Raw genomic sequence first — 25,357 nt, 5'->3', positions numbered from 1 at the left:
CGCACCGCGTCAGCCCTGCTGTGCGGTCATCATGTCCTGCCAGGACGACGCGGTGCGGGCCGCGCCGCCGGGGGCGATCCCCGGTTGCGTGTACCGCCTGCCGTCGGGGCCGACGAACACCCCGGTCTGCGGATCGTATTGACGCGCTGCCGTCGTGGTGTCGGAACTGGGCCGCACCTCCGGCGCCGGCGTGTCGGACCGCCACGGATTGGTGCCCTCCGGTACGTACGGCTCCCCGCTGCGGCACGCCTCCACGGTCGCGGCCCGCCTACCCGGGTACTCCATACACGGCAGGTTGCGCGCTCCACGCACCACCATCGGGCTGTCCTGCGGCACTTTGCAGAACAGGTTGTCGGGGGTGTCGACGACCGTCGTGTCGGTCGGTGACCGCCACTGGGTCGAGGACAGGAACCCCGTTGTGCACGCCGGCGGATCCTCGAACTGCAGGTGGAAGTCGACCAGTGCGCCGTCCTCCAGCGGGCCGCGCACCGTCGTCCCGAGTGCTGCCACCAGGGGCGGGAAGACGACGAGCACCTGTTCGATGCCGGGGTTGTAGGTGCTGGTCACCTGTCCGACGCTGACCAGGTTCGCGAGGAGCAACGGCAGTGTGGGGCGGAGGTCGTCGAACAGCCGGTTCGCCTCGCCAAGGGCACCGGGCGCTGTGTCCACGAGTGACTCGAGGGTGGGTTCGCTCTCCCGGAGCCGACCGGTGACCCTCGTGAGATCGTCTGTCCAGGAGCGAATGTCGTCGGATCCGACGACCTGCGTGTCGAGCAACGGTCCGGCCTGGTCGATCAGGAGACGGGTCTGGTCGCTGTTGGCCTCGGCCTCCTGTACGAGCAGGTGCGCGGAGTCGAGCAGTCGCTGCAGATCCGGGCCGGTCCCGTTGAACGCCTCGAAGGCGCCCGAGAGCAGGTCGCGGAGCTCCGTGTCGGCGACGGAGTCGAGGAGTCGGTCGGCCTGGTCGAGGATCTCGCCGACATCCTGAGGCAACTGTGTCCGGTCGACGGGAATGACGTCGCCGTCGGCCAGGTCGGCGTCGGAGGCGGATCCGCTCGGCACGAGGTCGACGTACTGCTCGCCGATCGCCGAGACGCTGCGGACCCTCGCGTCGACGTCGGCGGGAATCGAGAATCGTTCCGCGAGAGACAGTTCCGCATTGACGCCATCGGTCCGGAGAACCACCGCGTCGACGGTGCCGACGGTGGTGCCGAGGAACGTGACGTTGGCGTGCGGATAGAGACCGCCGCTGGCGTCCAGGCGGACGGTCACCCGGTACTGCCCCACCCCGAGCATCGCGGGCACCCGGACGTACGCGGTGGCCATGACGAAGAGGCCGACGACCGTCAGCACGGAGAACACGATCAGCTGGGTGCGGACGAAGGGAGTCAGTCTCACGGCGCTCCCCCGCCCCGAGATACCGGTGCCGCGACGGGCCCGCGCAGCGGATCAACGGCGTGCCCTGCGGTTCCGGCCATCTGCCCGAGTAGTCCCTCGACGCCGCCGAGGGTGCCGCCGAGCGGCGTTCCGGTGAGGAAGTTGCTGTCGAGGCGAGAGTTGGTGAGGTCGAGGTTGATGTCGAGGTTCGCGTAGTCGCCGATCAGCCACCGGTCCATGTGCTTGGTGCTGAACGGGAACGTCAGGAGGATCGACAGGACGTCCACCAGGTGGTTCCCCGTGTTCGCCAGGGTGTCGAGAACCGGCGTCAGGTGACGCAGATCGGCCTCGAGGTTGTCACCGCTGGTGGCGATCACCTCGTTGGCGACTGCGCTGAGTCGGCCCGCCGACGACACCGCCGCGGTGATGTTCGCGCGCTGGCCGGCGAGTACGTCGAGCGCGGACGGAACGTCGTCGAGTGCGTCGACGAGCACCTGCTGATCCTGCGCGAAGGCCCCGGACAGGCGGTCCAGCCCTTCGAGCGCGGAGACGATGTCGCTGCGTTGGCCGTTCAGTGTCCCGGTCAGTTCGGCGAGCCGAGGCAGCAGGTCACGGGCGGCGTCGGTGTGCCCGGTCAGCGCGGTGTCGAGTTCACGTGTGATGTCCTGCAACTGGGCCAGTCCTCCACCGTTCAGCACCACCGACAGCGCGGACAACGCCTGCTCGGTCGTCGGGAAGGCACCGGCACGTTCGAGCGGGATGACGTCGCCGTCCTCGAGCATCCCCTGCGGTGGCTCGTCGGGCGGCGGTGCCAGCTCGACGTGATTGGAACCGAGGAGACTGGTCTGGCCGACCTTGGCGGTCGCGTTCACAGGAACGGTGACACCGCCGTCGATGCCGAGGGTCACCACCGAGTGCCACGCCGAGAGGCAGTCCGTCCGACATCGCTCGGCCTCGATCCGCCTCACCGATCCGACGGTCACGTCGTCGACGCGGACGGGTGAGTTCTGCGTGAGCATGGTCGCGTCGGGGAGTTCCACCCGGATCTCGTAGGCGTTGTCGCCCGTGCCAGCGGTACCGGGCAGCGGCAGGGAGTTCAGTCCACCCCATTCGCATCCGGTGACCGTGACGGCCGTCAGCATCGCCATGCACGTGATCGCCACGCGGCCTCGACCTGTCATCGCGCTCCTTCCTGGACCTGCCCGGCGACGCTCGGCGGCTGGTACTCGATCTGGTGCGGAAACGCGGTGATGCCGCTGACCGGGTTCGTCATGATCGGCGGGTAGTTGACGACCATCGAGTTGAACAGTGGTCCGAGGTACTGCCTGCACAGCTCGCCGGTACGTTCGGTGCCCGGGTTGGCGGTGCCCTCGATCGCACCGCACACGAAGGCTGCGGGGTTGGCGACCTCGTTGAGCCCGAACACTCCGGTCAGGCTGCCCTGCGCCGGCTGGTACAGGTTGTAGAAGTTCACCAGGGCAGTCGGCGCGACGTGCAGGATCTGCTCGATCTCCGGCCGCTTGTCGGCGAGTACCTGGGTGGCGGCGGCGAGTTCTCCGACGCTGTGCGCCAGGGCATCGGTGTTGGCGGAGAGGAACCGCTGCACGTCCCGGACGGCCACGTCGAGGTCGGTCAGCGCCACTCCGAGCTGATCCGAGGACGAGGACAGGACGTCGGCGACGGTGGCGAGTCGCCCTCCGAACTGCACGATTTGCTCGTCGCTGTTCGACAGGGCGGTGACGAACGTCTGGAGGCTCCGGACGGTGCCGAACAGGTCGGTCCGACCGTCGGCCAGTGTGCTCATGGTGTCGGCCAGGCCACGCAGGGCGGCGTTCACCGCGGGGCCGTTCCCTCCGTCGAGGTTGTCCGCCGCGGTGTCGACGAACCGCCCGAACGAGCCCTGCGGATCGTCGCCCTGCGGACCGAGCGCGGCGGTGAGCTTGTCGAGTTCTGTCTTGATCTCGTCCCATTCGACGGGTACCGCGGTCCGTTCGAGTGGAATCGCCGTCCCCGCATCGAGATACGGGCCGTCGACCCATGCGGGGGTGAGCTGCACGAAGCGTCCGGAGACGAGCGAGGTCGCCATGACGACAGCCTTCGCGTTCTCCGGGACGCGGACACCGCGCCGCAGCGACATCGTCACGGTGGCCGATTCCCGGCCGGGAGTGATCGCGTCCACGGTCCCCACCGACACTCCGAGGACGCGAACGTCGTCGCCCACGTACAGGCCGGTGGTTGAGGGGAATTCGGCGGTGAGGCGGTAGTGCGTCACCCGGTCGAAGGCTTGCCGGCCCGCGACGCCGAGAGTCGCCGTCACGACCACCGCGGCGATCAGGGCCACGATTCTGCGGGAGGGACGCCACCGCGCAACAGAAGTCCTCAGAGCGCTCATCGGGGGTTCACCGTGTCCTTGAACTCGACGCTCGGCGGGGGATCCATCAACGCCTGCAGGTCCTTCGGCAGCTGGCCGGGGTTGACCAGCGCGCTCATGAGCGGCGAGAGGAACTCACCGGCTGCGTAGTTCTGGACGTACGCCTGGAAGTAGGGTCCGCTGCCGACGGCCTCGCCGAGGGACGTCGCGTACGGGCCGAGTCCCTCGACGGCGCCGGCGATCGAGTCGCGGTTGCGGACGAGCAGCGCCGTGACGGCGTCGAGCTTGGTCAGGACCGGGGCGAGTTGCGCCTCGTTGTCCGCGACGAGTCCGGTCAGCTGACGGGACACGGCGGACACGTTGGCGACGAGTTCGGTGATCGCGTCACGCCGGCGTTCCAGTTCGCCGAGCAGGTCGTTCCCGTCGAGCAGGAGCGCGTTGATCTGGTCGCCACGCTCCGCGAGCACGGTTGTCACCGATCGCGCCTTCTTCAGGAGTTCGAGCAGTTCGGTGTCCCGGGCATTGAGAACCTCGGTCAGCGCGGTGATTCCGGACGCCGCCTCGCCGAGCGGCACGGGTGTGTCGGTGAGCGCCCCCGACATCGCGTCGAGCGCCGAGTTCAGCGCGTCCGTGTCGAGGTCGTGCACCGTCCCGGTCAGGTCACCCAGCGCGTCGGTGAGCGAGTACGGAGAGGTCGTTCGATCCAGCGGGATCGTTCCGCCCACCGGCATCCTCGAGGCTCCGTCGGGAACGACGGCCAACGACTTCCGGCCGAGGATCGTGTGTGTCTTGATCGCGGCGGTGGTCCGGTCGCCGGGAGAGGCGTCGGCATCCAGGGTGAAGGAGACGACCACCCGGTCCCCGTCCACCTCGATGTCGTCGACGGAACCCGAGGTGATGCCTGCGATCTCGACGTCGTCGCCGGGCAGCAGCCCGCCTGCGTCCGCGAACACCGCCCGGTATCCCACGCCTGCCTTGAGGAACTGGAGGTCGGCGTACTGCAGTCCGGTCAGTACGACCGCGATCGCGACTGCGACACCCACGATTCCCCGGCGCAGGAGGCGGCGCTGTGCGTCGTCGGCGGTCACGGCGCGCACCGTCCCTCGGTGCTCGATCCCGGCATCTTCACCTTCATCGTCTGGTTGTCGGGCGCGGTGAAGCGGAGCGAGGCGGAGCAGATGTAGAACTGGAAGAACGACCCGTACGACCCGGTCCGGGCGAGCCTGCGGTAGATGTCGGGCAGCCCCGTCAGCGTCGCTTCGATGCTCTCGCTGCCCGCGTCGAGGTTCGCGGCCAGGGCACCGGTCCGGTCGATCGCAGCGCGGATGTCGGGGCGAGCGACCTGCAGCAGATCGGCGAGTCCACCGGTGGCGTCGGCGATTCTGGGGAGGGCGTCGCCGATCGGGTCCCGATCCGCCGCGAGCCCCGAGACGAGTCGCTGGAGCCCGTCGACCGTGGCGGAAAACTGTTCCCGCTTACCGTCGAGCGTTCCCAGAACCTCGTTCAGGTTGTCGACGACCTCGCCGATCACGTCCTCCCGCGCCGCCAGTTCGGTGGTCAGCGAACCGGTACTGCCCAGCAAGGTCACGAGAGCGTCGCCCTGCCCCTGGAAGACCTGGACGAGAGCCTCCGAGAGGCTGTTGACGTGGTCGGGTTCCAGGCCGCGCAGGAGCGGCTTGACGCCGCCGAGGAGCAGGTCGAGGTCGAGTGCGGGTTCGGTTCGGTCGAGCGGGATGGTGTCGCCTCCCTGCAGTGCGTCACTCATCCCGGGCCCGTCGGTGAGTTCGAGGTACCGGTCGCCGACGAGGTTCTCGTAGCGGATCAACGCCCGGGTTCCGGTGGTCAGCGGATACTTCGACTGCAGGTCGAAGGTGACGTGTGCCAGGTTGTCCCGTCCTCGGTCGACGGCGGTGACCGAACCCACCGGCGCGCCGGCGATGCGAACGGACGATCCGCTCTGCATTCCGGAGGAACTGGTGAACACCGCGTGGTAGGTGGTGGTCGACGCGAAGGTGGCCTTGCTGAAGACGACGACGAGGCCGGCGAAGATCACCACCATCACCGCGGCGAAGACACCGAACTTGATCGGGATCGAGTACCTCGTCACTTCCCCACCCCCGGGTAGAGACCGTCGAAGAACACCTCGAAGAACTTGCGTGGATTGGTGACCGAGGTCGTGCGTGGCGCGTACGGGACCGGGGCGTTGTCGGTGACGACGAACGGTGGATGGTCGACGGTGAAGTCGAGATCGCCCGGCAGCCCGACGCAGTTCGGCCCCCCGGACGCGTTCACCCGGGGCAGGCTTTCCGGGTAGGTGTAGGGCTCGACTCCGGACGTGGCGCTGACGCTCAGTGCGAAGCCGGGCGACAGTCCGCCCTCGACGGCTTCGGCCTTGGGCCGCAACAGGTCGAGGCCGACGACGAGGCAGTTGATCGCCGGTGCGTACTCGTCGAGGAGTTCGGCGGTGGGACGCAGCAGGTCGACGGCGCCGGTCAGATCCTGCTGGTTCTCCCTCAGCACGGCGGTCGCGTTGTCGCCGAATCCGACCACGTCGAGGAGCAGGCGTTCGAGTCCGTTCGCCCTCGCGGTGACGAACCTTCCGGTGGAGGTGACGTTGTCGACGATGGTGAGCAGATCGGGCGCGGTGTCGGCGTAGAGGTTGGTGACACCGGAGGCCGCGCGCAGGTCCCGCTGGAGCGCGGGCAGGCTCGGATTCAGCTCACCGAGCAACGCGTCCGTGTCACCGATCAGTTCCCCGATCTCCTCGCCCCTGCCGCGGACCGCGGTGGCGATGGCCCCGAGTGTCTCGTTGAGCTTGTCGGGTTCCACCCGCTGCAGCACATCGGCGAGGTTCTCGAAAAGGGTGTTGAACTCGACCGTCACCGAATCCGCGGTGACGGTCGTTCCCGGTTGCAGATGCTCGGAGGACGAATCGGGCGGGGGTTCGAAATTGACGTACTTCGCGCCGAAGACGGTGGTCGAGCGGATGTCGACGGTGGCGTTGCCCGGAATCTGTTCCAGGCCGGATGGGTTCATGTCGAGGTCGATCACCGCGTGGTCGGCCTCGTACCGGACTGCCGCGACGCGCCCGACCTCGACGCCCCGCATCGTGACCTTCGCCTGCGGCTCCATCACGAGGCCCGCCCGCTCGGAGACCACGGTGACTCGTTCGGTGTCGGAGAATCCTCCGAGGAATGCGGTCACCGAGGCGACGACGACGGCGACAAGTGACACCGTGAAGATCACCGCCACAATGCGTTTCACGACCACCGGGGAAGCCATCTCACCTCCTCATCCGGCCAGGTTGAAGTTGCCGGACATGCCGTACACGACCAGTGAGATCAGCAGGGTCACCGTGACGACGACGACGAGGGACGCGCGCACGGCGTTGCCGACCGCCGCACCGACGCCGACGGGGCCACCGGTCGCGTGGTAGCCGTGGTAGGTGTGGATCAGCATGACGGCCAACGCCATGACGATGGCCTGCACGAACGACCACAGGATGTCGGACGGCACCAGGAAGGTCGTGAAGTAGTGGTCGTAGAGACCGGGTGACTGCCCGTACATCCACACGGTGGCGAATCGGCTCGCCATGAACGACGCCGTCACCGCGAGCGCGTACAGCGGGACGATTGCGATCATGCCCGCGACGACCCGGGTACTGACGAGGTACGGGACCGACGGGATCGCCATGGTCTCCAGCGCGTCGATCTCCTCGGAGACCCTCATCGCGCCGAGTTGCGCCGTGGAACCGGCACCGATGGTGGCGGCGAGACCGATGCCCGCGATCACGGGCGCGGCGATGCGGACGTTGACGAATGCGGCGAAGAAGCCGGTGAGCGCCTCGACGCCGATGTTGCCGAGCGAACTGTAGCCCTGCACGGCGATCGTCCCACCGGTGAACAGGGTGAGGAAGCCGACGATGACGACGGTGCCACCGATGACGGCGAGGGCGCCGGTGCCCATGCTGATCTCGGCGACCAGGCGGACCGTCTCTCGGGGATAACGCGACACGGCTTTGGGCATGTGCCACAGTGCTTTCGCGTAGAAGACGGACTGGTCACCGACGGAATCCACCGCCGCGAGGGACCGGCGGTACTGCCGCCGGGTACGGGGGTATCGACTGCGTAGGACCTCGACCACGGCGCTATCCCTTCGTCAGGGAGATGCCGACGGCGGTCACGACGATGTTCACCACGAACAACGCCATGAACGCGAAGACGACGGTCTGGTTGACGGCATCGCCGACGGACTTCGGGCCACCGCGGACGCCGAGCCCGAGGTAGCACGCCATGAGACCGGCGATCAGCCCGAACAGGCCTGCCTTGACCTGGGATATCAGCAGTTCACCGAGTCCGGTCAGCAGGGTGATACCGGAGACGAACGCGCCCGGGTTGACGCCTTGCAGGAGAACGGAGAACAGGAAGCCGCCCACGATGCCGATGGTGCAGACCAATCCGTTGAGCAGCAGCGCGACAGTCGTCGAGGCGAGCACGCGGGGTACCACGAGACGCTGGATCGGGTCGATGCCCAGCACCCGCATGGCGTCGATCTCCTCGCGGATGGTGCGTGCCGCCAGGTCCGCGCAGATCGCGGTGGCGCCTGCACCCGCGACGATGAGGACGGTGACGACGGGCCCCACCTGGGTGACGGCGCCGAGCGCCGCTCCCGCTCCCGACAGGTCCGCGGCACCGATCTCGCGGAGGAGGATGTTGATCGTGAAGCTGACCAGCACGGTGAACGGCACGGCCACCAGCACGGTCGGAGCGATCGACACCCGCGCCACGAACCAGGACTGCTCGACGTACTCCCGGGTCTGGAAGGGACGGCGCGTGGACGCGCGGGCGACGTCGGCCACGAGATCGAAGAATCCGCCTGCGGCCCGCAGCGGTACTGCCAGGAGATTGTTCACGGCGCCCCCACTCCACTCGACGGGACCAGCGATCTCGAACGGGCCCAGCACCTCTCACGCAGGAATCTACGACGCATCGGGTGCAGCCGGCGCGCGGCTCCCACTGCTCGAACGTCAGGATCGTAGCATCTACCGCATGGGCAACAGTAGCATTTGCGATACGCGTGGTGACCCCTTGGCTTCCCGCCGTTCCGGAGTTATCGTAACCATTTCAGTAGGACTTACCGTTCATTGCCACGGAACACGCGTCGTACCCACCACGAGCGAGGAGCAGCGTTGTCCGACCACCCCACACCGCCGAACGCGGCGTTCACCATCCCCGAGGTCGCCGATGCCGTCGCCGCGGTCGTCCCCGACCGCGAACTCGTCGCGGTCGGCGACCGACACCTGAGCTATTCCGAGGTCGCCGAGCGGTCCCGCCGCCTCGGCGCGTATCTGCGATCACGCGGACTCGGCTGCCACACCGAGCGCGGTGAACTCCCGCCGCAGGAGGTGGGGCAGGACATGCTCGGCATCTACGCCTACAACGGCAACGAGTACGTCGAAGCGATGCTCGGCGCGTTCCGGGCGCGCGTCGCCCCCTTCAACGTCAACTATCGCTACATCGAGAACGAACTGCTGTATCTGCTCGAGGACGCGGGCGCCACCGCGCTGGTCTACAACGCGGCCTTCGCACCCGCACTCGTCACGATCCTGCCCCGCCTTCCGAAGCTGACGGTACTGATCCAGATCGCGGACGAGTCGGGCAACGCACTGCTGGACGGCGCGGTCGACTACGAGGAGGCCGTCGCGACAGGTGGACCCGAATCCGGCCTCTCATCGCCGGAGGATCATCGTGCGCTGTCACCGGACGATCTCTACGTGCTCTACACGGGCGGCACGACCGGAATGCCCAAGGGCGTGCTGTGGCGTCAGCACGACATCTACATGTCCGCCTGCGGAGGCAAGGACTTCTACACCGGGACGCCTGTCGGGTCGTACGAGGCGATCGCCGAGCGGGCCCGGTCGAACCCCGGCCTCAAGGTCTTCGTCGTCCCTCCCCTCATCCACGGTGCGGCGCAGTGGGCCGCGCTCACCGCACTCGCGACGGGACAGTCGCTCGTGTTCCCGCCACCGACAGGGCATCTCGATCCGGAGAGCATCGTCCGGACCATCGAACACGAACGGCCGGCGGTGGTGATGGTCGTCGGCGACGCGACCGCGCGGCCGCTCCTCTCCGTGCTCGAGCGGGGCGACGCCGACACCTCCTCGATCGCCATCGTGGCGAACGGTGGCGCGCAGCTGACCCCCACCATCAAGCAGCGCCTGCTCGACCTGTTGCCGAACGCGATCGTGATGGACGGTGCCGGATCGTCCGAGACCGGTGCGCAGATGATGCATGTGTCGACCGCCGGATCGGTGACGAGCGGGGTGTTCAACCCGAGTTCGTACACGTGCGTCCTGAGCGAGAACCTCGACGCGGTCTGCGAACCCGGCCACGACGGCATCGGGTGGCTCGCGCAGCGCGGCTTCGTACCCCTCGGTTACAAGGGCGACGAGAAGAAGACCGCCGCGACGTTCCCCGTGATCGACGGCGTCCGGTACGCGCTGCCGGGTGACCGTGCGCGTCACCTCGAGGACGGTTCGCTGCAGCTGCTCGGCCGCGACTCGGTCACCATCAACTCCGGTGGCGAGAAGATCTTCGTGGAGGAGGTGGAGTCCGCGATCGCCTCCCATCCCGCGGTGGTGGACGTGATCGTCGTCGGGCGGCCCAGTGAACGCTGGGGCGAGGAGGTCGTCGCGATCGTCGTCCTCGCCGACGGCACCGAACACCGGGTGGACGAGGCCACGATCATCGCTCATGCGGCGGATTCCGTTGCACGCTACAAGCTTCCGAAGTCCGTGCTGTTCCGCCCGCACATCGTGCGCAGCCCCGTCGGCAAGGCGGACTACCGGTGGGCCCGCGAGCAGGCCGCGGCGGCCACCCAGCCCGCCGCGAGCCCGGCCTGACCACAACCCCAGAACCAGGAGGACGGATCAGATGCAGACCGTGATCGCACCGGAGATCTCCACGTGGCCGGAACCGAACCCCAGCCTGATCGGCAGCCGCTGTACGTCCTGCGACGCGGTGGTGTTCCCGATCCAGGAGCAGTGTCCCCGGTGCAGCAGGCTCACGATGACGGACGAGATCCTGCCCCGGCGCGGCACCCTCGTCGCGTGGACCACCCAGGGATTCCTCCCCGGGGCGCCGTACCTCGGCACCGAGACGCCGAAGACGTTCACGCCGTTCGGCGTGGGACTCGTCCAACTGGGTGACATCGTGCGAGTCGAGGCCCGGCTGACCGAGAACGACCCCGGCCGGCTGACGTTCGGCATGCAGGTGGAGCTGACGATGGTCCCCCTCGCCACCGACTCCGCCGGGGACGAGATCCTCACCTTCGCATTCCGGCCGATCGACGAGACGGGATCCGCAGCATGAACGACGTGGCGATCATCGGGGTCGGCCTGCACCCCTTCGGCCGGTTCGAGGGCGTCTCGGCGATGCAGATGGGCACGCACGCGATCCGCGCGGCCCTCGCCGACGCGGGACTCGAGTGGAAGGACGTCCAGTTCGCCGTCGGCGGCAGTTGGGAGGTCGCCAACCCCGACGCCGTCGTGAGCCTGATGGGCCTGACCGGCATCCCGTTCACCAACGTGTTCAACGCGTGCGCGACGGGCGCCAGCGCGACCGAGGCCTGCGCGGACGCGATTCGTCTCGGCAAGTACGACATCGGCATCGCGATAGGGATGGACAAGCATCCGCGGGGCGCCTTCACCGTCGATCCGACGCTCGTCGGGATGCCGAAGTGGTACGGCGAGAACGGTCAGTACCTGACGACCAAGTTCTTCGGGATGAAGGCGAACCGGTACCTGCACGACCACGACATCTCGCCCATGACCCTGGCGAGGGTCGCGGCGAAGAACTACCGGAACGGTGTCCTGAATCCGAACGCGTTCCGACGCAAGGCCGTCAGCGAGGAGGACGTTCTCACCGCGCCGATGCTCAACCATCCCCTGACGCACCTGATGTTCTGCGCACCGGACGAGGGTGCGGCGGCGGTGATCATGTGCCGGGCCGACATCGCCCACCGGTTCACGTCGACGCCGGTGTTCGTGCGGTCCGTGGAGGTACGGACCCGCACGTACGGCGCGTACGAGGTGAACACCACCTTCGCGCCGATCGAGGAGGCACCGTCGCCGTCGGTGTTCGCATCCCGGGCGGCCTTCGAGAGCGCCGGCGTCGAGCCGGGCGACATCGGCGTCGTCCAGTTGCAGGACACCGACGCCGGCGCGGAGGTAATCCACATGGCCGAGGCGGGGTTCTGCGCGGACGGCGACCAGGAGAAGCTGATCGCGGAGGGCGCCACGGAGATCGGCGGGTCGCTGCCGGTGAACACCGACGGGGGCCTGATCGCGAACGGTGAGCCGATCGGCGCGTCGGGGCTGCGTCAGGTCCACGAGCTCGTTCACCAACTGCGGGGCACCGCCGGGGAGCGACAGGTCCCCGGCGAACCGAAGGCGGGATTCGCCCTGTTGTACGGCGCCCCCGGAACCGCGGGCGCGACCGTGGTCACGAGGTGACAGCCGAGGTCGTCGCCGCGCTCTGCCGGCCATCACCCCGAACCGCCGCAGGCCCGATGGCCGCCGGAGCGCGACCGCCGACCACATGATCCACCGCTTGAGCCACGGGACGCCGGAGGTGCGCATCATCTCCCGGAAGAAGCGGTCGGCGAGAACGTGGCGGAGGCCGGACACGCCGGCACGAGTCGCGCACTACCCGACAATCGACAGGGCCCACGACCGAGCCCCTTCGCGGCTACTCGATCGAGGAGGTCGTTCGACCGGTCAGACCGTCGGCGCAGCGTACGTCGGTCGCCCGAGCCCCAGAATGTGCTGGGCGATCATGTTGCGGAACACGTCGATCGTGCCGCCGTAGATTCCGATGAGCGGCGCGCGCCGGTACAGGTACTCCGCTCCGGCGGCTCCGGTAACCGAGGACCCACCACCGACGTCCATCAGTTCCGGTGCGAGGTCGCGCATGGTCTGCGCGATCGCGACCCGCCCGAACAGGTTCGGAGTGCTCAGCGCCGCCTCGATCCGGGCGTGCGCCCGGCCGAGGCGGTAGGCGACGGCCTCGTCGTCGAGGGACCTGGTCCCGTCCTCGTCGGGATCCCCGGCGATCCGGACGGCGCTGTCCGCCGACACCGCCATCGCCATCCCGAAGTTGCTCATCATGGTGACGTCGGTCAGCCCGGCGTCGGCGGGCGCACCGGCGCCGTGTTCGGCGGCGAGGGGTCCGCTGAGCACGGTCCAGCCGTCGTCGACGTCACCGAGCCGGTAGCGATCCGGGAACCGGACGTCGGTGTAGTGGGTGACGGTGGTGCTGTCGCCGTCGACGGTGTGCAGCGGTCGGACCTCGATTCCCGGCGTGTCCAGGGGCACCAGGAACATCGTGAGATTGCGGTGACGTCCACCCTGCGGGTCGGTGTTGGCGAGGAGGAACACGTACTGGCACACGTCTGCGCCGGAGGTGAACATCTTCTGCCCGTTGACGATCCAGTCGTCCCCGTCGCGGACCGCCCGGGTCCGGCAGGTGGCGATGTCGGATCCTCCCTCGGGTTCGGTGTACCCCATGCAGAGCAGGGCCTCGCCGCGGTACACCCGCTCGACGACCTCGTCACGCAGCTCGGGCGACGCAAAGCCCTCGACAGCCTGCAGGATCATCAGCGTCGATCCCCAGCGTTCCAGCGGCAGGCCGATCCTTCGGCGCTCGAGGTCCCAGATGCGCTGCTGCACAGTGGTCAGGCCGCCGGCGTCGGCACCAGCTGCCTCGGCCCGGAGCCAGCCGTCGGCGCCCATGGCACGGTGCACGTCCCGCAGTACGCCGGTGCCGGCGCTCCGTTCGGCATCGAGCGCCGCCTCGTCGACGTGGGTGTCCAGGAACTCGCGGGCACGCGCCTGGAAATCGCGGTCGCCGTCGCACGGTGCAACGCGGGAGAAGTCCATGAAGCATCCTTTCCGGAATCAGAGATCAGTTGGTCACGTCGGCTGTGGCGCGGCCCCCGGCTACGACACCCCTGGCCCAGCCGTAGTTCGCCTTGCCGTTCGCGAGCCGCTCGACGCGCTCGACGACGACGACCTCCTTCGGCACCTTGAACCGTGCGAGTCGCGTTGCAACGTACTCGAGGAGCTCACCGAGCGGCAGTGCGTCGCCGGGGCCGAAGGCGACCACGGCCACGATCTCGGAACCCCAGCGGTCGCTCGGCCTCCCGACGGCAAGCGCGTCCGCGACGGCGGGGTGGCCACGGAGGACGTCCTCGACCTCCTCCACGAAGATCTTCTCGCCTCCACTGTTGACGACCAGGGAATCCCGCCCTCGCAGCCGAATCGATCCGTCAGCCTCGACCAGGGCACGGTCGCCGGGAATCGAGACGCGCACACCGTCGATCTCGGGGAAGGTCCGCAACGTGGCCTCGCGGTCGTCGAAGTACCCGAGTGGTACCCGTCCGGTCCGGGCGATCCATCCGAGTTCGCCCTCTCCGCCGGTGAGGAACCGGCTGCGGTCGGCCGAGACCACGCGACCGGTCGGGTGCATGACCATGGTGTCGGAGAGTGCGTTCGACATGCTGGGGCCGGTGGCCATGCCGCCGGTCTCGGAGGAACCGAAGGTGTCGAGTACGACGATGTGCGGCAACAACTCCAGGAGCGCGGCCTTGTGCCGCGTGTTGATCGCGGCCCCGCCGCTCCCGATGCCGATCAGGTGGGGCAGCTCGTACGATCCCGTCCGCAGTTCCGTCACGAGCAGCCCGGCGTGTGCGTCGCCGACGATGGTGAGGATTCGCACCTGCTCTCGTTCGACGGTCTCCAGGACGCTGCGCGCGTCGAACGGGCCACGGTTGTCGTGGACGACGGCGGTGCGGCCCGCCATGACGGCACTCAGCGCGGTCGACAGGCCGGCGGCGTGCATCAGCGGTGAAAGCCCGAAGTACGGCTCACCCTCACCCGGAATGTGGCCGACGAGTTCAGCGGTGTCGGCGTGGTCCATTCCGGTCATGAGTGACAGGTAGGCATCGCCCTGTCGCCACAGCACCCCCTTGGGCAGGCCTGTGGTACCGCCGGTGCAGACCATCATGAGGTCGTCGGGCACGGACTGCGCCGACTCGGCGCCCGCCCCGAGTTCCAGTGCGGCGTCGAGGGACACCGCACCGGGAAGGTCCGGTCCGTCGCCGTCCTCGACCACGATCACGACGTCGACGCCGGGTGGCATCGTGTCGACGAGCAGGTGCGCGAGGGACCGGTGGCAGATCACTCCACTGGGCCGCACGAGGCCCAGCAGCGCCGCGATTTCCGGTGGCGTGTAGTGGTGGTTCACGTTCACCGGCACGACACGCGCGCGGAGGCATCCGAGGTAGACGTCGAGGTAGAGGTCGTTGTGCATGACGACGGCAACGCGGTCCTGCCCACACTCCCACCTGTCCAGTGTTGCTCGTTCGGCGTGCACGCCGAGCCCCCGTGAGGCGAGGTAGCCGGCGAGAGATCGCGTGCGCGACGCGGTGTCGGCGAACGTGCCGCGCCGCGAACCGCACACGGTCATGACGCGGTCCGGGACGGTGTCGGCGACGATGTCCAGAACCTCTCCAACCGTCCATTCGCGCATGCGGCCTCCCACTGGTCGACGAAAACTCCCGGCGCCCCACGGCTTTCGACCGAATGGGTTCCCACTGAATCTATCGTAAGGCATACTGTATGTACACAGAGAGGAGTTCGACGTGGACAAGAACGACATGATCCTCATCAGCGTCGATGACCACATCATCGAACCGCCGGACATGTTCGAGAACCACCTGCCCGCGAAGTACAGGGAGGACGCCCCGCGCCTGGTCCACATGGACAACGGCGCCGACATGTGGCGGTTCCGGGACCGGGTCATTCCCAACGTCGCCCTCAATGCCGTGGCCGGCCGCCCCAAGGAGGAGTACGGCCTCGAACCGGAGGGCCTCGACGAGATCCGGCCAGGCTGCTACAACGTCGACGAGCGGGTCAAGGACATGAACGCGGGCGGCGTGCTCGCGCAGATGAACTTCCCGTCGTTCCCCGGCTTCGCCGCACGCCTGTTCGCGACATCTGACTCCGACTTCTCCCTCGCGCTGGTCCAGGCATACAACGACTGGCACATCGACGAGTGGTGTGGCGCCTACCCGGGCCGCTTCATCCCGATGGCGCTGCCGGTGATCTGGGATGCCGAACTGTGCGCCCAGGAGGTGCGCCGGGTCTCGAAGAAGGGCGTCCACTCGCTGACATTCACCGAAAACCCTGCGGCCCTAGGCTATCCGAGCTTCCACGACGACTACTGGGCGCCGTTGTGGAAGGCGCTGGTGGACACCGACACCGTGCTGAACGTGCACATCGGGTCGTCCGGCAAGCTGTCGATCCCCGCGTCGGACTCTCCTCCGGACGTGATGATCACCCTGCAGCCGATGAACATCGTCTCGGCGGCGGCGGACCTGCTGTGGTCCAAGCCGATCAAGGAGCACAAGGACCTGAAGATCGCCCTGTCCGAGGGCGGCACCGGCTGGATCCCCTACTTCCTCGAGCGAGTCGACCGGACCTTCGAGATGCACGCCACGTGGACCCTGCAGGATTTCGGCGGGAAGCTCCCGAGCGAGGTGTTCCGCGAGCACTTCCTGACGTGCTTCATCAGCGATCCGCTCGGCGTCACGTTGCGGCACAAGATCGGCATCGACAACATCGCCTGGGAGATGGACTACCCGCACAGTGACTCCATGTGGCCGCACGGACCCGAGGAACTGAACGGTGTGTTCGAGGCCGACCGGGTACCCGACGACGAGATCGACAAGATGACCCATCAGAACGCGATGCGGTGGTACTCCTTCGACCCGTTCGCCCACGTACCCAAGGAGCAGGCGACCGTCGGTGCGTTGCGTGCCGCGGCGGCCGGCCACGACGTCAGCATCCGCGCGCTCAGCAAGCACCAGTCGAACGCCGAGCAGAAGCTGGCCGCATTCCACAGTCAGATCAAGGCGGCCACGGGGATGCAACGGCAGAGCTGACCTACCACGGATGTCTGCGGCCGCACCGGGAAGGTCCGGTGCGGCCGCAGACATCACCGTGGCGTCACCGACACTCCACACGACCGGGGTCGTCGGTCACCATCTGCCGCAGCTGGTTCTTCGCGATCTTTCCTGTTGCCGTGCGCGGGACCTCGCCGGCGACGACCAGCGCCTCGGGACATTTGAACGCTGCGAGACGCTCGGCGGCGAACGCGCGAAGTTCCTCGAGCACCGGAGTCGCGCCGGCCCGCGGGACCACCACGGCGCACACCCGCTCCCCCATCGCGTCGTCGGGAATCGCGACCACCGCGACGTCGAGGACGGTCGAGTGCTCGAACAGAACGGCTTCGACCTCGGCGCAGTACACGTTCTCGCCACCGCGGATGACGACGTCCTTGACGCGGTCCACCACGTACACGAAACCGTCCTCGTCGATGGAGCCGAGGTCTCCGGTCCGGAACCAGCCGTCGCAGAAGGACTCCGCGGTGGCCTCGGGGTTCCGCCAGTAGCCGAGGGCGGTCTGGGGTGATCGGACGGAGAGTTCCCCCACCTCGCCGGGTGGAAGCAATCGACCGTCGGCGGACTCGATCCGCAGTTCCGTGGTGGGGTTCAACCTGCCCACGCTGTCCGGGTGCTCCTCGTAGTCGGCGCCGACGTTGCTCACGACCCCGGAGGTCGTCTCCGTCGCGCCGTAGCCGTTGAAGATCTGCACCGACTCACCGAGGACCTCCCGGGCGAGCCGTGGAAGTTCCGGCGGTACCGAGGCCGCACCGACGGAGAACGACGTGACCTGGCCGGCGAGGGCGGCGGCGCGCGGGTGTTCGAGCATCTCACGCGCGATCATCGGCACTCCGCCCATTCCGGTGACGTGTTCCCGTTCCACGAGGCGCATCGCCTCGTCGACGTCCCATTTGTGCAAGAGGACCGTCGTGACACCGGTCAGGCCGGCTCCGACGGCGGAGGCGAGCCCGCCGACGTGGAAGTACGGCGTGGTCAGCAACCCGGCTGCCGGTCCCCCGGAGCCGGATGGCAGCCGTCCGGTGAGGACCATGTCCCGCGCTCGCATGAACATCATGTTCATGACGTTGGCGATGGTTCCGCGGTGGGTGATCACGACACCCTTCGGTCGGCCGGTGGTGCCCGAGGTGTAGAGGACGAACGCGACGTCGCCCGGATCGGGATCGGCGAACTGTTCCGGCGACATCACTTCTCCCGCAGCCAGGTCGGCGAAGTCGAGGTGTCTCGCGCCCGTACGCACACCGACGAGTACCCGGCTGCCGCCTCGGGCGCCGACGCCTGTGAGCCGTTGTAGCCGCTCATCGTCCACGAACACGACAGTGGCCTCGGCTTCCTCGAGCGCCCGCTCCAACTCCGGTCCGCGCCACCAGGCATTGAGCGGCACCAGGATCGCACCGAGGAGGGCCGTCGCCCACATGATCGGAACGAACTCCGGGAGGTTGCGCATCGCGACGGCGACACGGTCACCCGGTCCGACACCGTGATCCCTACGGAGGTGCATCGCCACGACGGCCGCCTCACGCCGGACCTCGCCGAACGTCAGGCGTTCGTTCTCGTGGACCAGGCAGTCCCTCGCATCGTGGGCGGCAGCTGCGCGATACACGTCGACGAGGGTCCGGGGTGCGTTGGCGAAGCATCGCAGTGGGACACCCGCGCACTCACGGTCCACCACCTCGAAAGGGGCGCCCGGCCCGACGAGCGCGGCGATGCGCGCATCCGAGGCGTAGTCGCAGGCAAAGAACTCCTGCCCAGCAATCGAATTGGCGGTCACGACACTCCTGACGTCACGGGATCCCGGCTCGCGCCACAGTGTACATGCCTTACTGTAAGTGTTACCGTACAGAATCGACAGGTTGGAGCCACCGACCGCGATTCCGGCATCGTGTTCGTCCGAACGGATTGGAGAGTCCCGTGGAAGTGCCGTTCACCTGGAAGGTCACCGGCTGGTTCGTGATCGGGTGGTCCCCGGAGTTCCCCGCCGGCGAGACCAGGGCACTGCGCTACTTCGGAGACGATCTCGTCGCCTACCGGGACGAGGCGGGCGAACTGCACGTCATGTCCGCCCACTGCAGGCATCTCGGCGCACATCTCGGGCACGGCGGGAAGGTCGTGGGCGACTGTGTCGAATGCCCCTTCCACGGGTGGCGGTGGGGTCCGGACGGGACCAATCGGTACATCCCGTACGAGCCCGACCGCCCCAACAAGGCATTGCGGCTGCGGGTGTACCCCGTCCGTGAGCAACACGGCGTCGTGTTCCTGTGGCACCAGCCCGAGGGCGGGCCACCCCAATGGGACCTGCCGGACATCTTCGCGAAGTTCCCCGAGGTCACCACCGGTCCCGAGGCCTACTACCGACCCTTCCCCGAGTTCTCCCGCCGAGCGGAGTACGAGCCCGTCCATCCGCAGATCGTCGCGGAGAACGGGCCGGACAGCTCCCACTTCCGCTACGTGCACGGGGCGACGGTCACCCCGGTCTGTCTGAAGTGGGAGGCTGTCGACAACGAGTGGCGCTTCCTCACCGGCTGGCCGGACACGTCCAGCTCCGATCCCGACAAGATGGCGCTGCGCATCCACAGCCACTTCTCGGGACTCGGCTATGCGATGAGCGCGTTCGAGGGCGCCCAGAATCATCGCCTGATCTTCGCCTGCACTCCCGTCGACGACGGTCACTCCGATCTCTTCTACTCCATCTGGTGGCCGCGCGATCCCGGTGACGAGTCCGACGTGCCGCCCCAGGACGTTCGGGAGAAGGTCGAACGCCGTTTCCTCGTCACGGTGTTCGAGGATCTCGGCATCTGGCGGTACCAGAAGTACGTCGAACGGCCTCCACTGGCGCGGATCGACGCCAAGCCGTACATGGCCATGCGCGAATGGGCGCTGCGGTTCTACGAGGTGCCGCCGGTGGCAGCAGGCACCGGAGCGGCGGGATGACCCAGGCGCTGGCCGAACTCGTCCACCCCCGTCACACCGCGATCGTCACCCAGGAATGCCAGAACGCAGTCGTCGGGCCGGACGCCGGCCTGAAAGCGTTGGCGGACGCGGCCCGCCGCGAGGCGATCCCGAGCATCGGGCGTCTCCTCGACGCGGCACGGGCCGCCGATGCCCGGGTGGTGCACTGCCTGGTCCAGCGCCGCGACGACGGCCTCGGTTCCAACCACAACGCGAGACTGTTCGCAGTCGGCCGGGATTCGGTGTCGATCGCGCCGGGCAGTCCCGGCGCGACACTCGTCCCCGAGTTCGGGCCCGCCCCGTCGGATCTCGTGCTGACCCGACTGCACGGCATCGGGCCGATGGGCGGCACCGACCTCGACGCGGTGCTCCGGAATCTCGGCGTCACCACGATCGTCGCCGTCGGAGTGTCCCTGAACGTGGCGATCCCGAATCTCGTCATGGATGCCGTCAACGCCGGCTACCGCGTCGTCGTGCCCCGCGACGCGGTCGCGGGCGTTCCCGCCGAGTACGGCGACGCGGTCGTGAAGAACACCCTGTCGCTTCTCGCGACAGTCACGACGACCGACGATCTCGTGCGCGCGTGGAAGGACTGACGTTCAGTCGCTCGACGGCAGTGCCGTCGACTCCTTGAACCGCAGTCGCGCATCACCGACCGACAGCGACCCGGCGCCTGCCTTGGTCACGAGGATCTCGGCGCCGGTCTCGTCGACGTACCGCTTCCCCAGCGCGGTCCCCTCGGCGAACCGGCCGTCGAGCGCCGCCCCGGACCGTTCACCGCCGATCTCCACCATCGCCGCACCCCCGCATCGCAGATCGGCGAGCGATTCGGCGGTCCTGACGACGATCACCTGGGTGTCGCACACCTGACTCTCCAGCCGGGTACCGGTCGTGTACATCACGTACTCCTCTGCTGTTCTGTTGCGGTGGAACGAAGTTCGTCGACGAGGACACGGCGGAGAAGCTTTCCCGTCGGGGTGGTCGGAAGGTCGGAGCGGAAGACGACACGATCGGGTGTCCGGGACCCCCGCAACCGACTGCGCACGAACGACCGCAGGTCCTCGGCGTCGGCGCCGGTTTCGTCGCGCAGGACCACGACGGCGGCGATCACCTGTCCCCATTCGTCGTCGTCGACACCGACGACGGCGACGGCCCGAACGTCCGGGTGTTCGACGAGCACGTCCTCGATCTCGGCGGGTGCGATGTTCTCGCCGCCGCGGATGATGGTGTCGTCGGATCGTCCGCCGATGTACAGGTAACCGTCGGAGTCGACGGTCGCGACGTCGCGGGTGGGGAACCAGCCGTCGGAGTCGAGGACCGAACCGATCTCGGAGTACCGCCCCGAGACCTGCGGTCCCCGAATGAACAACTCCCCCCGCTCACCCGCCTGCACGACCGTCCCGGCGGCATTCCGGATCTCCGCCTCGACGCCCGGTACCACGCGCCCGACCGATCCGAGCCGACGCGCGACGACGGGATCGTCGCTGCCGCACGCCGCCCGGTGGTCCTCGGGACCGAGGACCGCGATCGTCGAACTGGTCTCGGTGAGACCGTAGGCGTTGACGAGACCGACCGAGGGAAGAAGGTCGAGGGTGCGTCGTACCAGCGGCAACGCCACCTTGGCGCCGCCGTAGGCGAGGGTGCGCAGGCTCGGCAGTGGGCGTGGCCTCGCGTCCAGTTCCGCGACGATTCGGTCGAGCATCGTCGGCACGACCGTTGCGTTGGTGACGGCCTCGGCCTCGACCAGGTCGAGCCAGTCGACCGGGTCGAACCGGCGCTGGTACACCATCTTCCGCCCTGCATAGAGGTTCGACAGGGCGGCCCCGACACCGGCGATGTGGTAGGGCGGAACACAGATCAGGACTGCGTCGTCCGGCGCAGCCGAGGCGAAGTCGACAGTGCCCATCACGTAGCTCGTCAGGTTCGCGTGCGTCAGTTCGACGGCCTTGGGTCGCGAGGTGGTGCCCGACGTGAAGAGCACGACGGCCACGTCGTCCGGTGCGACGTCCGTGACCGGGCCGCCCACCTCTGCCCGTGGCGACGCCAGGAAGTCGGCGGACTCCAGAACCTCCCACCCCGAGTCCTGGCACGACTCCGCGTACTCGCTGTCGGCGACGACCACAGGATTCGGCAGCCGACCGATCAACTCGCGCAGTGCGTCCTCACCCAACCGGTAGTTGAGCGGTGTGAACGGCAGACCAGCACGAGCCGACGCGAAGAGCAGCAGCGGCAGCATCAGCCCGCCAGTGCCCACGTAGGCGACGTGTCCTGCGCCGCTGCCCGCCAACCGTGCACCGGCGCACGAGGCGAACTCGGCCAGCTCACGCACCGTGACCCGACTGTCGTCGGACACCACCGCAATGCGGTCGGGGTCGGCAGATTCCGCCATCTCCAGCAGCAGTGACACGGTCATCGCGAATCTCCTTCTCCGAGAAGCCAGTTGTCCCCGAGTCGACGGCGCAACCGCCAACGCGCGACGCGCATCGTGACGTCGACGATCGTCCGCGCACCACGCCCGAATGGCTGGACGGCGCTGGACGTGGTCAGCATGAACGGGAGGTCGGAGCCGACGACCGTGCGCCGGTGACTGAACGTGTCGAATCCGGCCTTGCCGTGGTACGCGCCCATCCCGCTGTTCCCGACTCCGCCGAACGGCGCGCCGGACGGGAGCATCTGAAGTCCGAACTCGTTGCGCGCCACCCCACCGCTGCGAGTCCGCCGCAGGTAGTCCCGGAAGTCCGACCCGTCGGACCCGAACCAGTAAGTCACCAACGGCGCCGGCCCCGCATTGACGTGGTCGATCACGTCGGCGAGGCGTGTGTAGGGACGGACCACGAGCACAGGCCCGAAGATCTCCTCCCGGGCGATCGCCATCGCGTCGTCGACGCCGCGCACGATGGTCGGTGCGATCTTGCGTGCGACCGGATCCGGCAGGTGCTCCCCCGGCGGCACCACCGAGTCGATAAACGCGCCGCGCCGGCGAGCGTCCTCGATCAGGTCCAGGATCCGCTCGTAGTTGGCCCGGTTGACCACGGCCGGGTACTCCGGGTCGGCGACGATCGACGGGAAGGCCCGGGCGAGGGTGGCCTTGGCCGCGGCGACGAACTGTTCGGCTCGATCCTCCGGCACGAACACCTGGTCCGGGCAAATGCACACCTGCCCGCCGTTGACCATGCGGCCCAGCGCGATTCGTCGCGCTGCGCGGTCGATGTCGGCGTCCGGCGCCACCACCACCGGGTTCTTGCCACCGAGTTCCAACGTCACGGGCACCAGGTTCTGCGCCGCGGCTCGCTGCACGAGCTTCCCGACGTCAGAGGATCCGGTGAAGAACAGGTGGTCGAACGGCAGCGCCGCGAACGCGGCGGCGACGTCCGCGCCGCCGGTGACGACGGCCAGCTCGGTCGCGTCGAAGTAGCGGGGCGCCAGCCGGCGCAGCAGATCCGCCGTCGCGGGCGTCACCTCGGACATCTTGATCATGACGCGATTGCCTGCGGCGAATGCCGCGGCGCAGGGCAGGATCACCAGGTGCAGTGGGAAGTTCCAGGGCCCGATGATCCCGACGACACCGAGCGGCGTCGGCTGCACCTCGGCCCGCAGCCCTGCAACCCTGGCCACGCGTAGCAACGTCGTGTCCCGCATCCACCGACGGAGATGAGATCGCGTGTGCTCGATCTGCGCGATCGCCCCGACGATCTCGGTGGACACCGTCCCCAGCCGGGACTTGCTGCCGAAGTCGTCGACGAGCGCGTCCACGAACGCGTCGGCGTTGTCGACCACGAGGGCGACGAGCCGGTCGATGCGGTTACGGCGCAGCGCGAGATCGGGCGGCCCGTCCGCGACGAACGAGCTGCGCTGTCGTTTCAGGACCTCAGCCGGCTCCACTACGGCGGTTGCGTCCACGTGATCGTTCACCGCACTCATCGACACCCCTTCACGACAGGTCGAGCGGCCCGGAGTCCACGACCGACCGCAGCCAGCCGAGCTCGATGCCCGCCGCGTCGGCCGCCGTCGCGCACGCGGCGACATCCTTGCGCAGGAACGGCGCCGCGACCGCCCCGAATCGGTCCAGCCCGCCGAGCAGCTTCACCGAGTTCAGGGCATGACTGCGGCCGCTGGACAGCGCGACGGCCGACAGCAGTTCCGCGTCCCCGATACCGAGCTTCTGCCCGAGTTCGACGGCAGCGGCGACGAGTTGGGCGTTTGCGGCGAACAGGACGTTGTTGACGAGCTTCAGGTTCAGTGCCGACCCGAGCCCGCCGGTCCGGACGATCGGGTCGGCGTAGGCGACGAGCACCGACTCGGCACGCTCAACCGAGCCTTCGGCACCCCCCAAGAGCACGGTGAGCTTCCCTGCGGAGATGTCGTCGGCCGAACCGCTGACCGGTGCATCCACGACACTCGGCCCATCCGGGTGATCCGCGACCAGCGCCTCGAGAGTCGCGACGTTGCCGGTCACGTGCGAGACCACGACGGCACCGGGTTTCGCGTTCGCCATGAACCCGGTCTCACCGCTCGCCACCTCGCGAAGCTGCGCGTCCGAGAACAGGCAGAGGACGAGGACATCGGCCTGCGCGGCGACGTCCGCCACTGAATCCGCCACGGACACGCCCGCGTCCGCGAGCCGCTGACGGACCTCTGCCCTCCGCGCGTAGACCACTACCTTGTGCCCGGCGCCCAGCAACCGGTGCACCATGGGCTCACCCATCTGACCCGCGCCGATGAATCCGACGACGGTGCCTGCACCTGCCCTGCTCACCACCCTCACCCCTTCCGTGCTGATTCCCACCCTCATCCCCGCCAGGGAATCTGCTTGACGTAGCCGCCCGCGTCGATCCGCAACTGTGTGCCCGTGATGTACCGGGACGCGTCCGTCGCCAGGAACACCACCGCCTCGGAGACGTCGCTGGGTTCGATGTACGGAACCTTCATGGCCTGCATGGCAGGGAACGCGATCTCGGCGTCCTCGCGGGTGGGGTGCTCGAGATCGGGCCGGAACACCTTGTACATACCCTCGTTGTGCAGCATGTCGGTGTTCACGTTCGTGGGATGGACCGCGTTGACACGGATGTTCTTGCGCGCCAACTGGACCGCCAGATCGTTGACGTAGCGAGCCACGAGCTGCTTGGCGAGGCTGTACGCCGATCCGCCGGGCCCCTGGTTGGTGGCGCTGCCGAGCTGCGCGGCCAGCGAGCCCGTCGCGATGATCGAACCACCCGATCCGAGGTGCGGGAGGCTCCCCTGGATGACGTTGAAGACACCGGAGAGGTCGGTGTCGATGGTGTCGGACCACGACTGCAGCGTCTGGCCCGCGCCCATCGGGCAGATCCCTGCGTTGGCGACGACGACGTCGAGCTGGCCGAGGCGCTCCACTCCCTCGGCGATCGCGTTCCAGACGTCACGCCGTTCGCGGACGTCCGCGACGACGGTGTGCACCCGCACGCCCTCCTTCTCGACGAACCTGGCGGTTTCGGCCAGGTCGTCGGGCCGGGCCAGCGGGTAGGTGTTGCCGTCGAGGTCTGCGCACAGGTCGAGGGCGATGATGCTCGCACCCTGCGCGGCGAGATGAATCGCGTGGGATCGTCCCTGGCCACGTGCGGCCCCCGAGACGATCGCGACCTTGCCGTCGAGCTGTCCCATGCT

General features: G+C 68.2%; 22 protein-coding genes and 1 pseudogene. 6 read left to right on the top strand and 17 right to left on the bottom strand.

All coding sequences use genetic code 11. The features are described 5' to 3' along the window. Positions 1–9 precede the first annotated feature (9 nt). From ACFSJG_RS15195 to ACFSJG_RS15160, 8 genes are read right to left on the bottom strand one after another with little or no spacing between them, the layout of a single operon-like run. Entirely contained in the window at positions 10–1,398 is a 1,389-nt protein-coding gene (locus ACFSJG_RS15195; RefSeq protein WP_378486074.1) for an MCE family protein, read from the bottom strand. After that, the gene (locus ACFSJG_RS15190) at positions 1,395–2,558 is read right to left on the bottom strand and encodes an MCE family protein (protein ID WP_378486073.1); all 1,164 of its coding nucleotides are present in this window, start codon (positions 2,556–2,558) and stop codon (positions 1,395–1,397) included. The genes ACFSJG_RS15195 and ACFSJG_RS15190 overlap by 4 nt, the downstream gene beginning before the upstream one ends. Then, positions 2,555–3,769 carry an MCE family protein gene (locus ACFSJG_RS15185; RefSeq protein ID WP_378486072.1) on the bottom strand — a complete coding sequence of 405 codons (1,215 nt, stop codon included), beginning with the start codon at positions 3,767–3,769 and terminating at the stop codon, positions 2,555–2,557. The genes ACFSJG_RS15190 and ACFSJG_RS15185 overlap by 4 nt, the downstream gene beginning before the upstream one ends. Next, positions 3,766–4,836, bottom strand: coding sequence for an MCE family protein (locus ACFSJG_RS15180; RefSeq protein WP_378486071.1), 1,071 nt, complete (start codon positions 4,834–4,836; stop codon positions 3,766–3,768). Before ACFSJG_RS15180 ends, ACFSJG_RS15185 begins: the two co-directional genes overlap by 4 nt. Continuing rightward, positions 4,833–5,855 (bottom strand): MCE family protein, encoded by a 1,023-nt coding sequence (locus tag ACFSJG_RS15175; RefSeq protein ID WP_378486070.1) that lies wholly within the window; start codon positions 5,853–5,855, stop codon positions 4,833–4,835. Before ACFSJG_RS15175 ends, ACFSJG_RS15180 begins: the two co-directional genes overlap by 4 nt. Beyond that, positions 5,852–7,030 (bottom strand): MCE family protein, encoded by a 1,179-nt coding sequence (locus ACFSJG_RS15170; RefSeq protein WP_378486069.1) that lies wholly within the window; start codon positions 7,028–7,030, stop codon positions 5,852–5,854. Before ACFSJG_RS15170 ends, ACFSJG_RS15175 begins: the two co-directional genes overlap by 4 nt. A gap of 9 nt (positions 7,031–7,039) precedes the next feature. Next, positions 7,040–7,891: an MlaE family ABC transporter permease gene (locus ACFSJG_RS15165; protein WP_378486068.1), complete on the bottom strand. Its 852-nt coding sequence runs from the start codon at positions 7,889–7,891 to the stop codon at positions 7,040–7,042. A gap of 4 nt (positions 7,892–7,895) precedes the next feature. Next, positions 7,896–8,660 (bottom strand): MlaE family ABC transporter permease, encoded by a 765-nt coding sequence (locus tag ACFSJG_RS15160; protein WP_378486067.1) that lies wholly within the window; start codon positions 8,658–8,660, stop codon positions 7,896–7,898. 276 nt (positions 8,661–8,936) lie between these two features. On the opposite strand from ACFSJG_RS15160, the gene ACFSJG_RS15155 reads away from it, so the two are divergent. From ACFSJG_RS15155 to ACFSJG_RS15145, 3 genes are read left to right on the top strand one after another with little or no spacing between them, the layout of a single operon-like run. Then, complete coding sequence (locus tag ACFSJG_RS15155; protein WP_378486066.1) at positions 8,937–10,649, top strand: acyl-CoA synthetase; 1,713 nt, start codon at positions 8,937–8,939, stop codon at positions 10,647–10,649. A 31-nt stretch (positions 10,650–10,680) separates the two neighbouring features. Next, positions 10,681–11,118: a Zn-ribbon domain-containing OB-fold protein gene (locus ACFSJG_RS15150; protein ID WP_378486065.1), complete on the top strand. Its 438-nt coding sequence runs from the start codon at positions 10,681–10,683 to the stop codon at positions 11,116–11,118. Further along, positions 11,115–12,260 (top strand): thiolase family protein, encoded by a 1,146-nt coding sequence (locus tag ACFSJG_RS15145; protein ID WP_378486064.1) that lies wholly within the window; start codon positions 11,115–11,117, stop codon positions 12,258–12,260. Before ACFSJG_RS15150 ends, ACFSJG_RS15145 begins: the two co-directional genes overlap by 4 nt. Before the next feature lie 30 nt (positions 12,261–12,290). Here the strand turns inward: ACFSJG_RS15145 and ACFSJG_RS15140 are convergent. From ACFSJG_RS15140 to ACFSJG_RS15130, 3 genes and pseudogenes are all read right to left on the bottom strand, one after another. Next, positions 12,291–12,413 (bottom strand): annotated as a pseudogene (locus ACFSJG_RS15140) (DUF1353 domain-containing protein); the annotation flags it as partial. A gap of 111 nt (positions 12,414–12,524) precedes the next feature. Next, positions 12,525–13,685 carry an acyl-CoA dehydrogenase family protein gene (locus ACFSJG_RS15135; protein ID WP_378486063.1) on the bottom strand — a complete coding sequence of 387 codons (1,161 nt, stop codon included), beginning with the start codon at positions 13,683–13,685 and terminating at the stop codon, positions 12,525–12,527. A gap of 25 nt (positions 13,686–13,710) precedes the next feature. Continuing rightward, positions 13,711–15,336, bottom strand: a complete 1,626-nt coding sequence (locus tag ACFSJG_RS15130) for an AMP-binding protein (protein WP_378486062.1) — start codon at positions 15,334–15,336, stop codon at positions 13,711–13,713. 112 nt (positions 15,337–15,448) lie between these two features. On the opposite strand from ACFSJG_RS15130, the gene ACFSJG_RS15125 reads away from it, so the two are divergent. Then, on the top strand, positions 15,449–16,750 hold the full coding sequence (locus tag ACFSJG_RS15125) for an amidohydrolase family protein (RefSeq protein ID WP_378486061.1): 1,302 nt from the start codon (positions 15,449–15,451) through the stop codon (positions 16,748–16,750). Between the two features lie 64 nt (positions 16,751–16,814). Here the strand turns inward: ACFSJG_RS15125 and ACFSJG_RS15120 are convergent, their stop codons facing one another. After that, positions 16,815–18,539: a class I adenylate-forming enzyme family protein gene (locus tag ACFSJG_RS15120; protein ID WP_378486060.1), complete on the bottom strand. Its 1,725-nt coding sequence runs from the start codon at positions 18,537–18,539 to the stop codon at positions 16,815–16,817. A 140-nt stretch (positions 18,540–18,679) separates the two neighbouring features. Between ACFSJG_RS15120 and ACFSJG_RS15115 the strand changes: the two genes are divergently transcribed. Both ACFSJG_RS15115 and ACFSJG_RS15110 read left to right on the top strand, forming a co-directional pair. After that, a complete protein-coding gene (locus tag ACFSJG_RS15115; RefSeq protein WP_378486059.1) occupies positions 18,680–19,699 on the top strand; it encodes an aromatic ring-hydroxylating oxygenase subunit alpha in 1,020 nt (339 codons plus the stop codon). Beyond that, complete coding sequence (locus ACFSJG_RS15110; RefSeq protein WP_378486058.1) at positions 19,696–20,313, top strand: cysteine hydrolase family protein; 618 nt, start codon at positions 19,696–19,698, stop codon at positions 20,311–20,313. Before ACFSJG_RS15115 ends, ACFSJG_RS15110 begins: the two co-directional genes overlap by 4 nt. A gap of 3 nt (positions 20,314–20,316) precedes the next feature. On the opposite strand, the gene ACFSJG_RS15105 is transcribed toward ACFSJG_RS15110, so the two are convergent. Genes ACFSJG_RS15105 through ACFSJG_RS15085 form a run of 5 tightly spaced genes read right to left on the bottom strand, consistent with a single transcriptional unit; the run spans position 20,317 to position 25,354 of the window. After that, positions 20,317–20,616 carry a hypothetical protein gene (locus tag ACFSJG_RS15105; RefSeq protein ID WP_378486057.1) on the bottom strand — a complete coding sequence of 100 codons (300 nt, stop codon included), beginning with the start codon at positions 20,614–20,616 and terminating at the stop codon, positions 20,317–20,319. Further along, a complete protein-coding gene (locus ACFSJG_RS15100; RefSeq protein WP_378486056.1) occupies positions 20,616–22,130 on the bottom strand; it encodes a class I adenylate-forming enzyme family protein in 1,515 nt (504 codons plus the stop codon). The genes ACFSJG_RS15105 and ACFSJG_RS15100 overlap by 1 nt, the downstream gene beginning before the upstream one ends. Beyond that, positions 22,127–23,638 carry an aldehyde dehydrogenase family protein gene (locus ACFSJG_RS15095; RefSeq protein ID WP_378486055.1) on the bottom strand — a complete coding sequence of 504 codons (1,512 nt, stop codon included), beginning with the start codon at positions 23,636–23,638 and terminating at the stop codon, positions 22,127–22,129. Before ACFSJG_RS15095 ends, ACFSJG_RS15100 begins: the two co-directional genes overlap by 4 nt. Positions 23,639–23,648: 10 nt before the next feature. Continuing rightward, positions 23,649–24,473, bottom strand: a complete 825-nt coding sequence (locus tag ACFSJG_RS15090; protein WP_378486054.1) for an NAD(P)-dependent oxidoreductase — start codon at positions 24,471–24,473, stop codon at positions 23,649–23,651. A gap of 32 nt (positions 24,474–24,505) precedes the next feature. After that, the gene (locus tag ACFSJG_RS15085) at positions 24,506–25,354 is read right to left on the bottom strand and encodes a mycofactocin-coupled SDR family oxidoreductase (RefSeq protein ID WP_378486053.1); all 849 of its coding nucleotides are present in this window, start codon (positions 25,352–25,354) and stop codon (positions 24,506–24,508) included. Between the last annotated feature and the right edge of the window lie 3 nt (positions 25,355–25,357).

The sequence above is a fragment of the Rhodococcus gannanensis genome (assembly GCF_042681175.1).
GTDB classification, from domain to species: domain Bacteria; phylum Actinomycetota; class Actinomycetes; order Mycobacteriales; family Mycobacteriaceae; genus Rhodococcus_G; species Rhodococcus_G gannanensis.
This window is presented reverse-complemented; position numbering and strand designations above follow the sequence as displayed.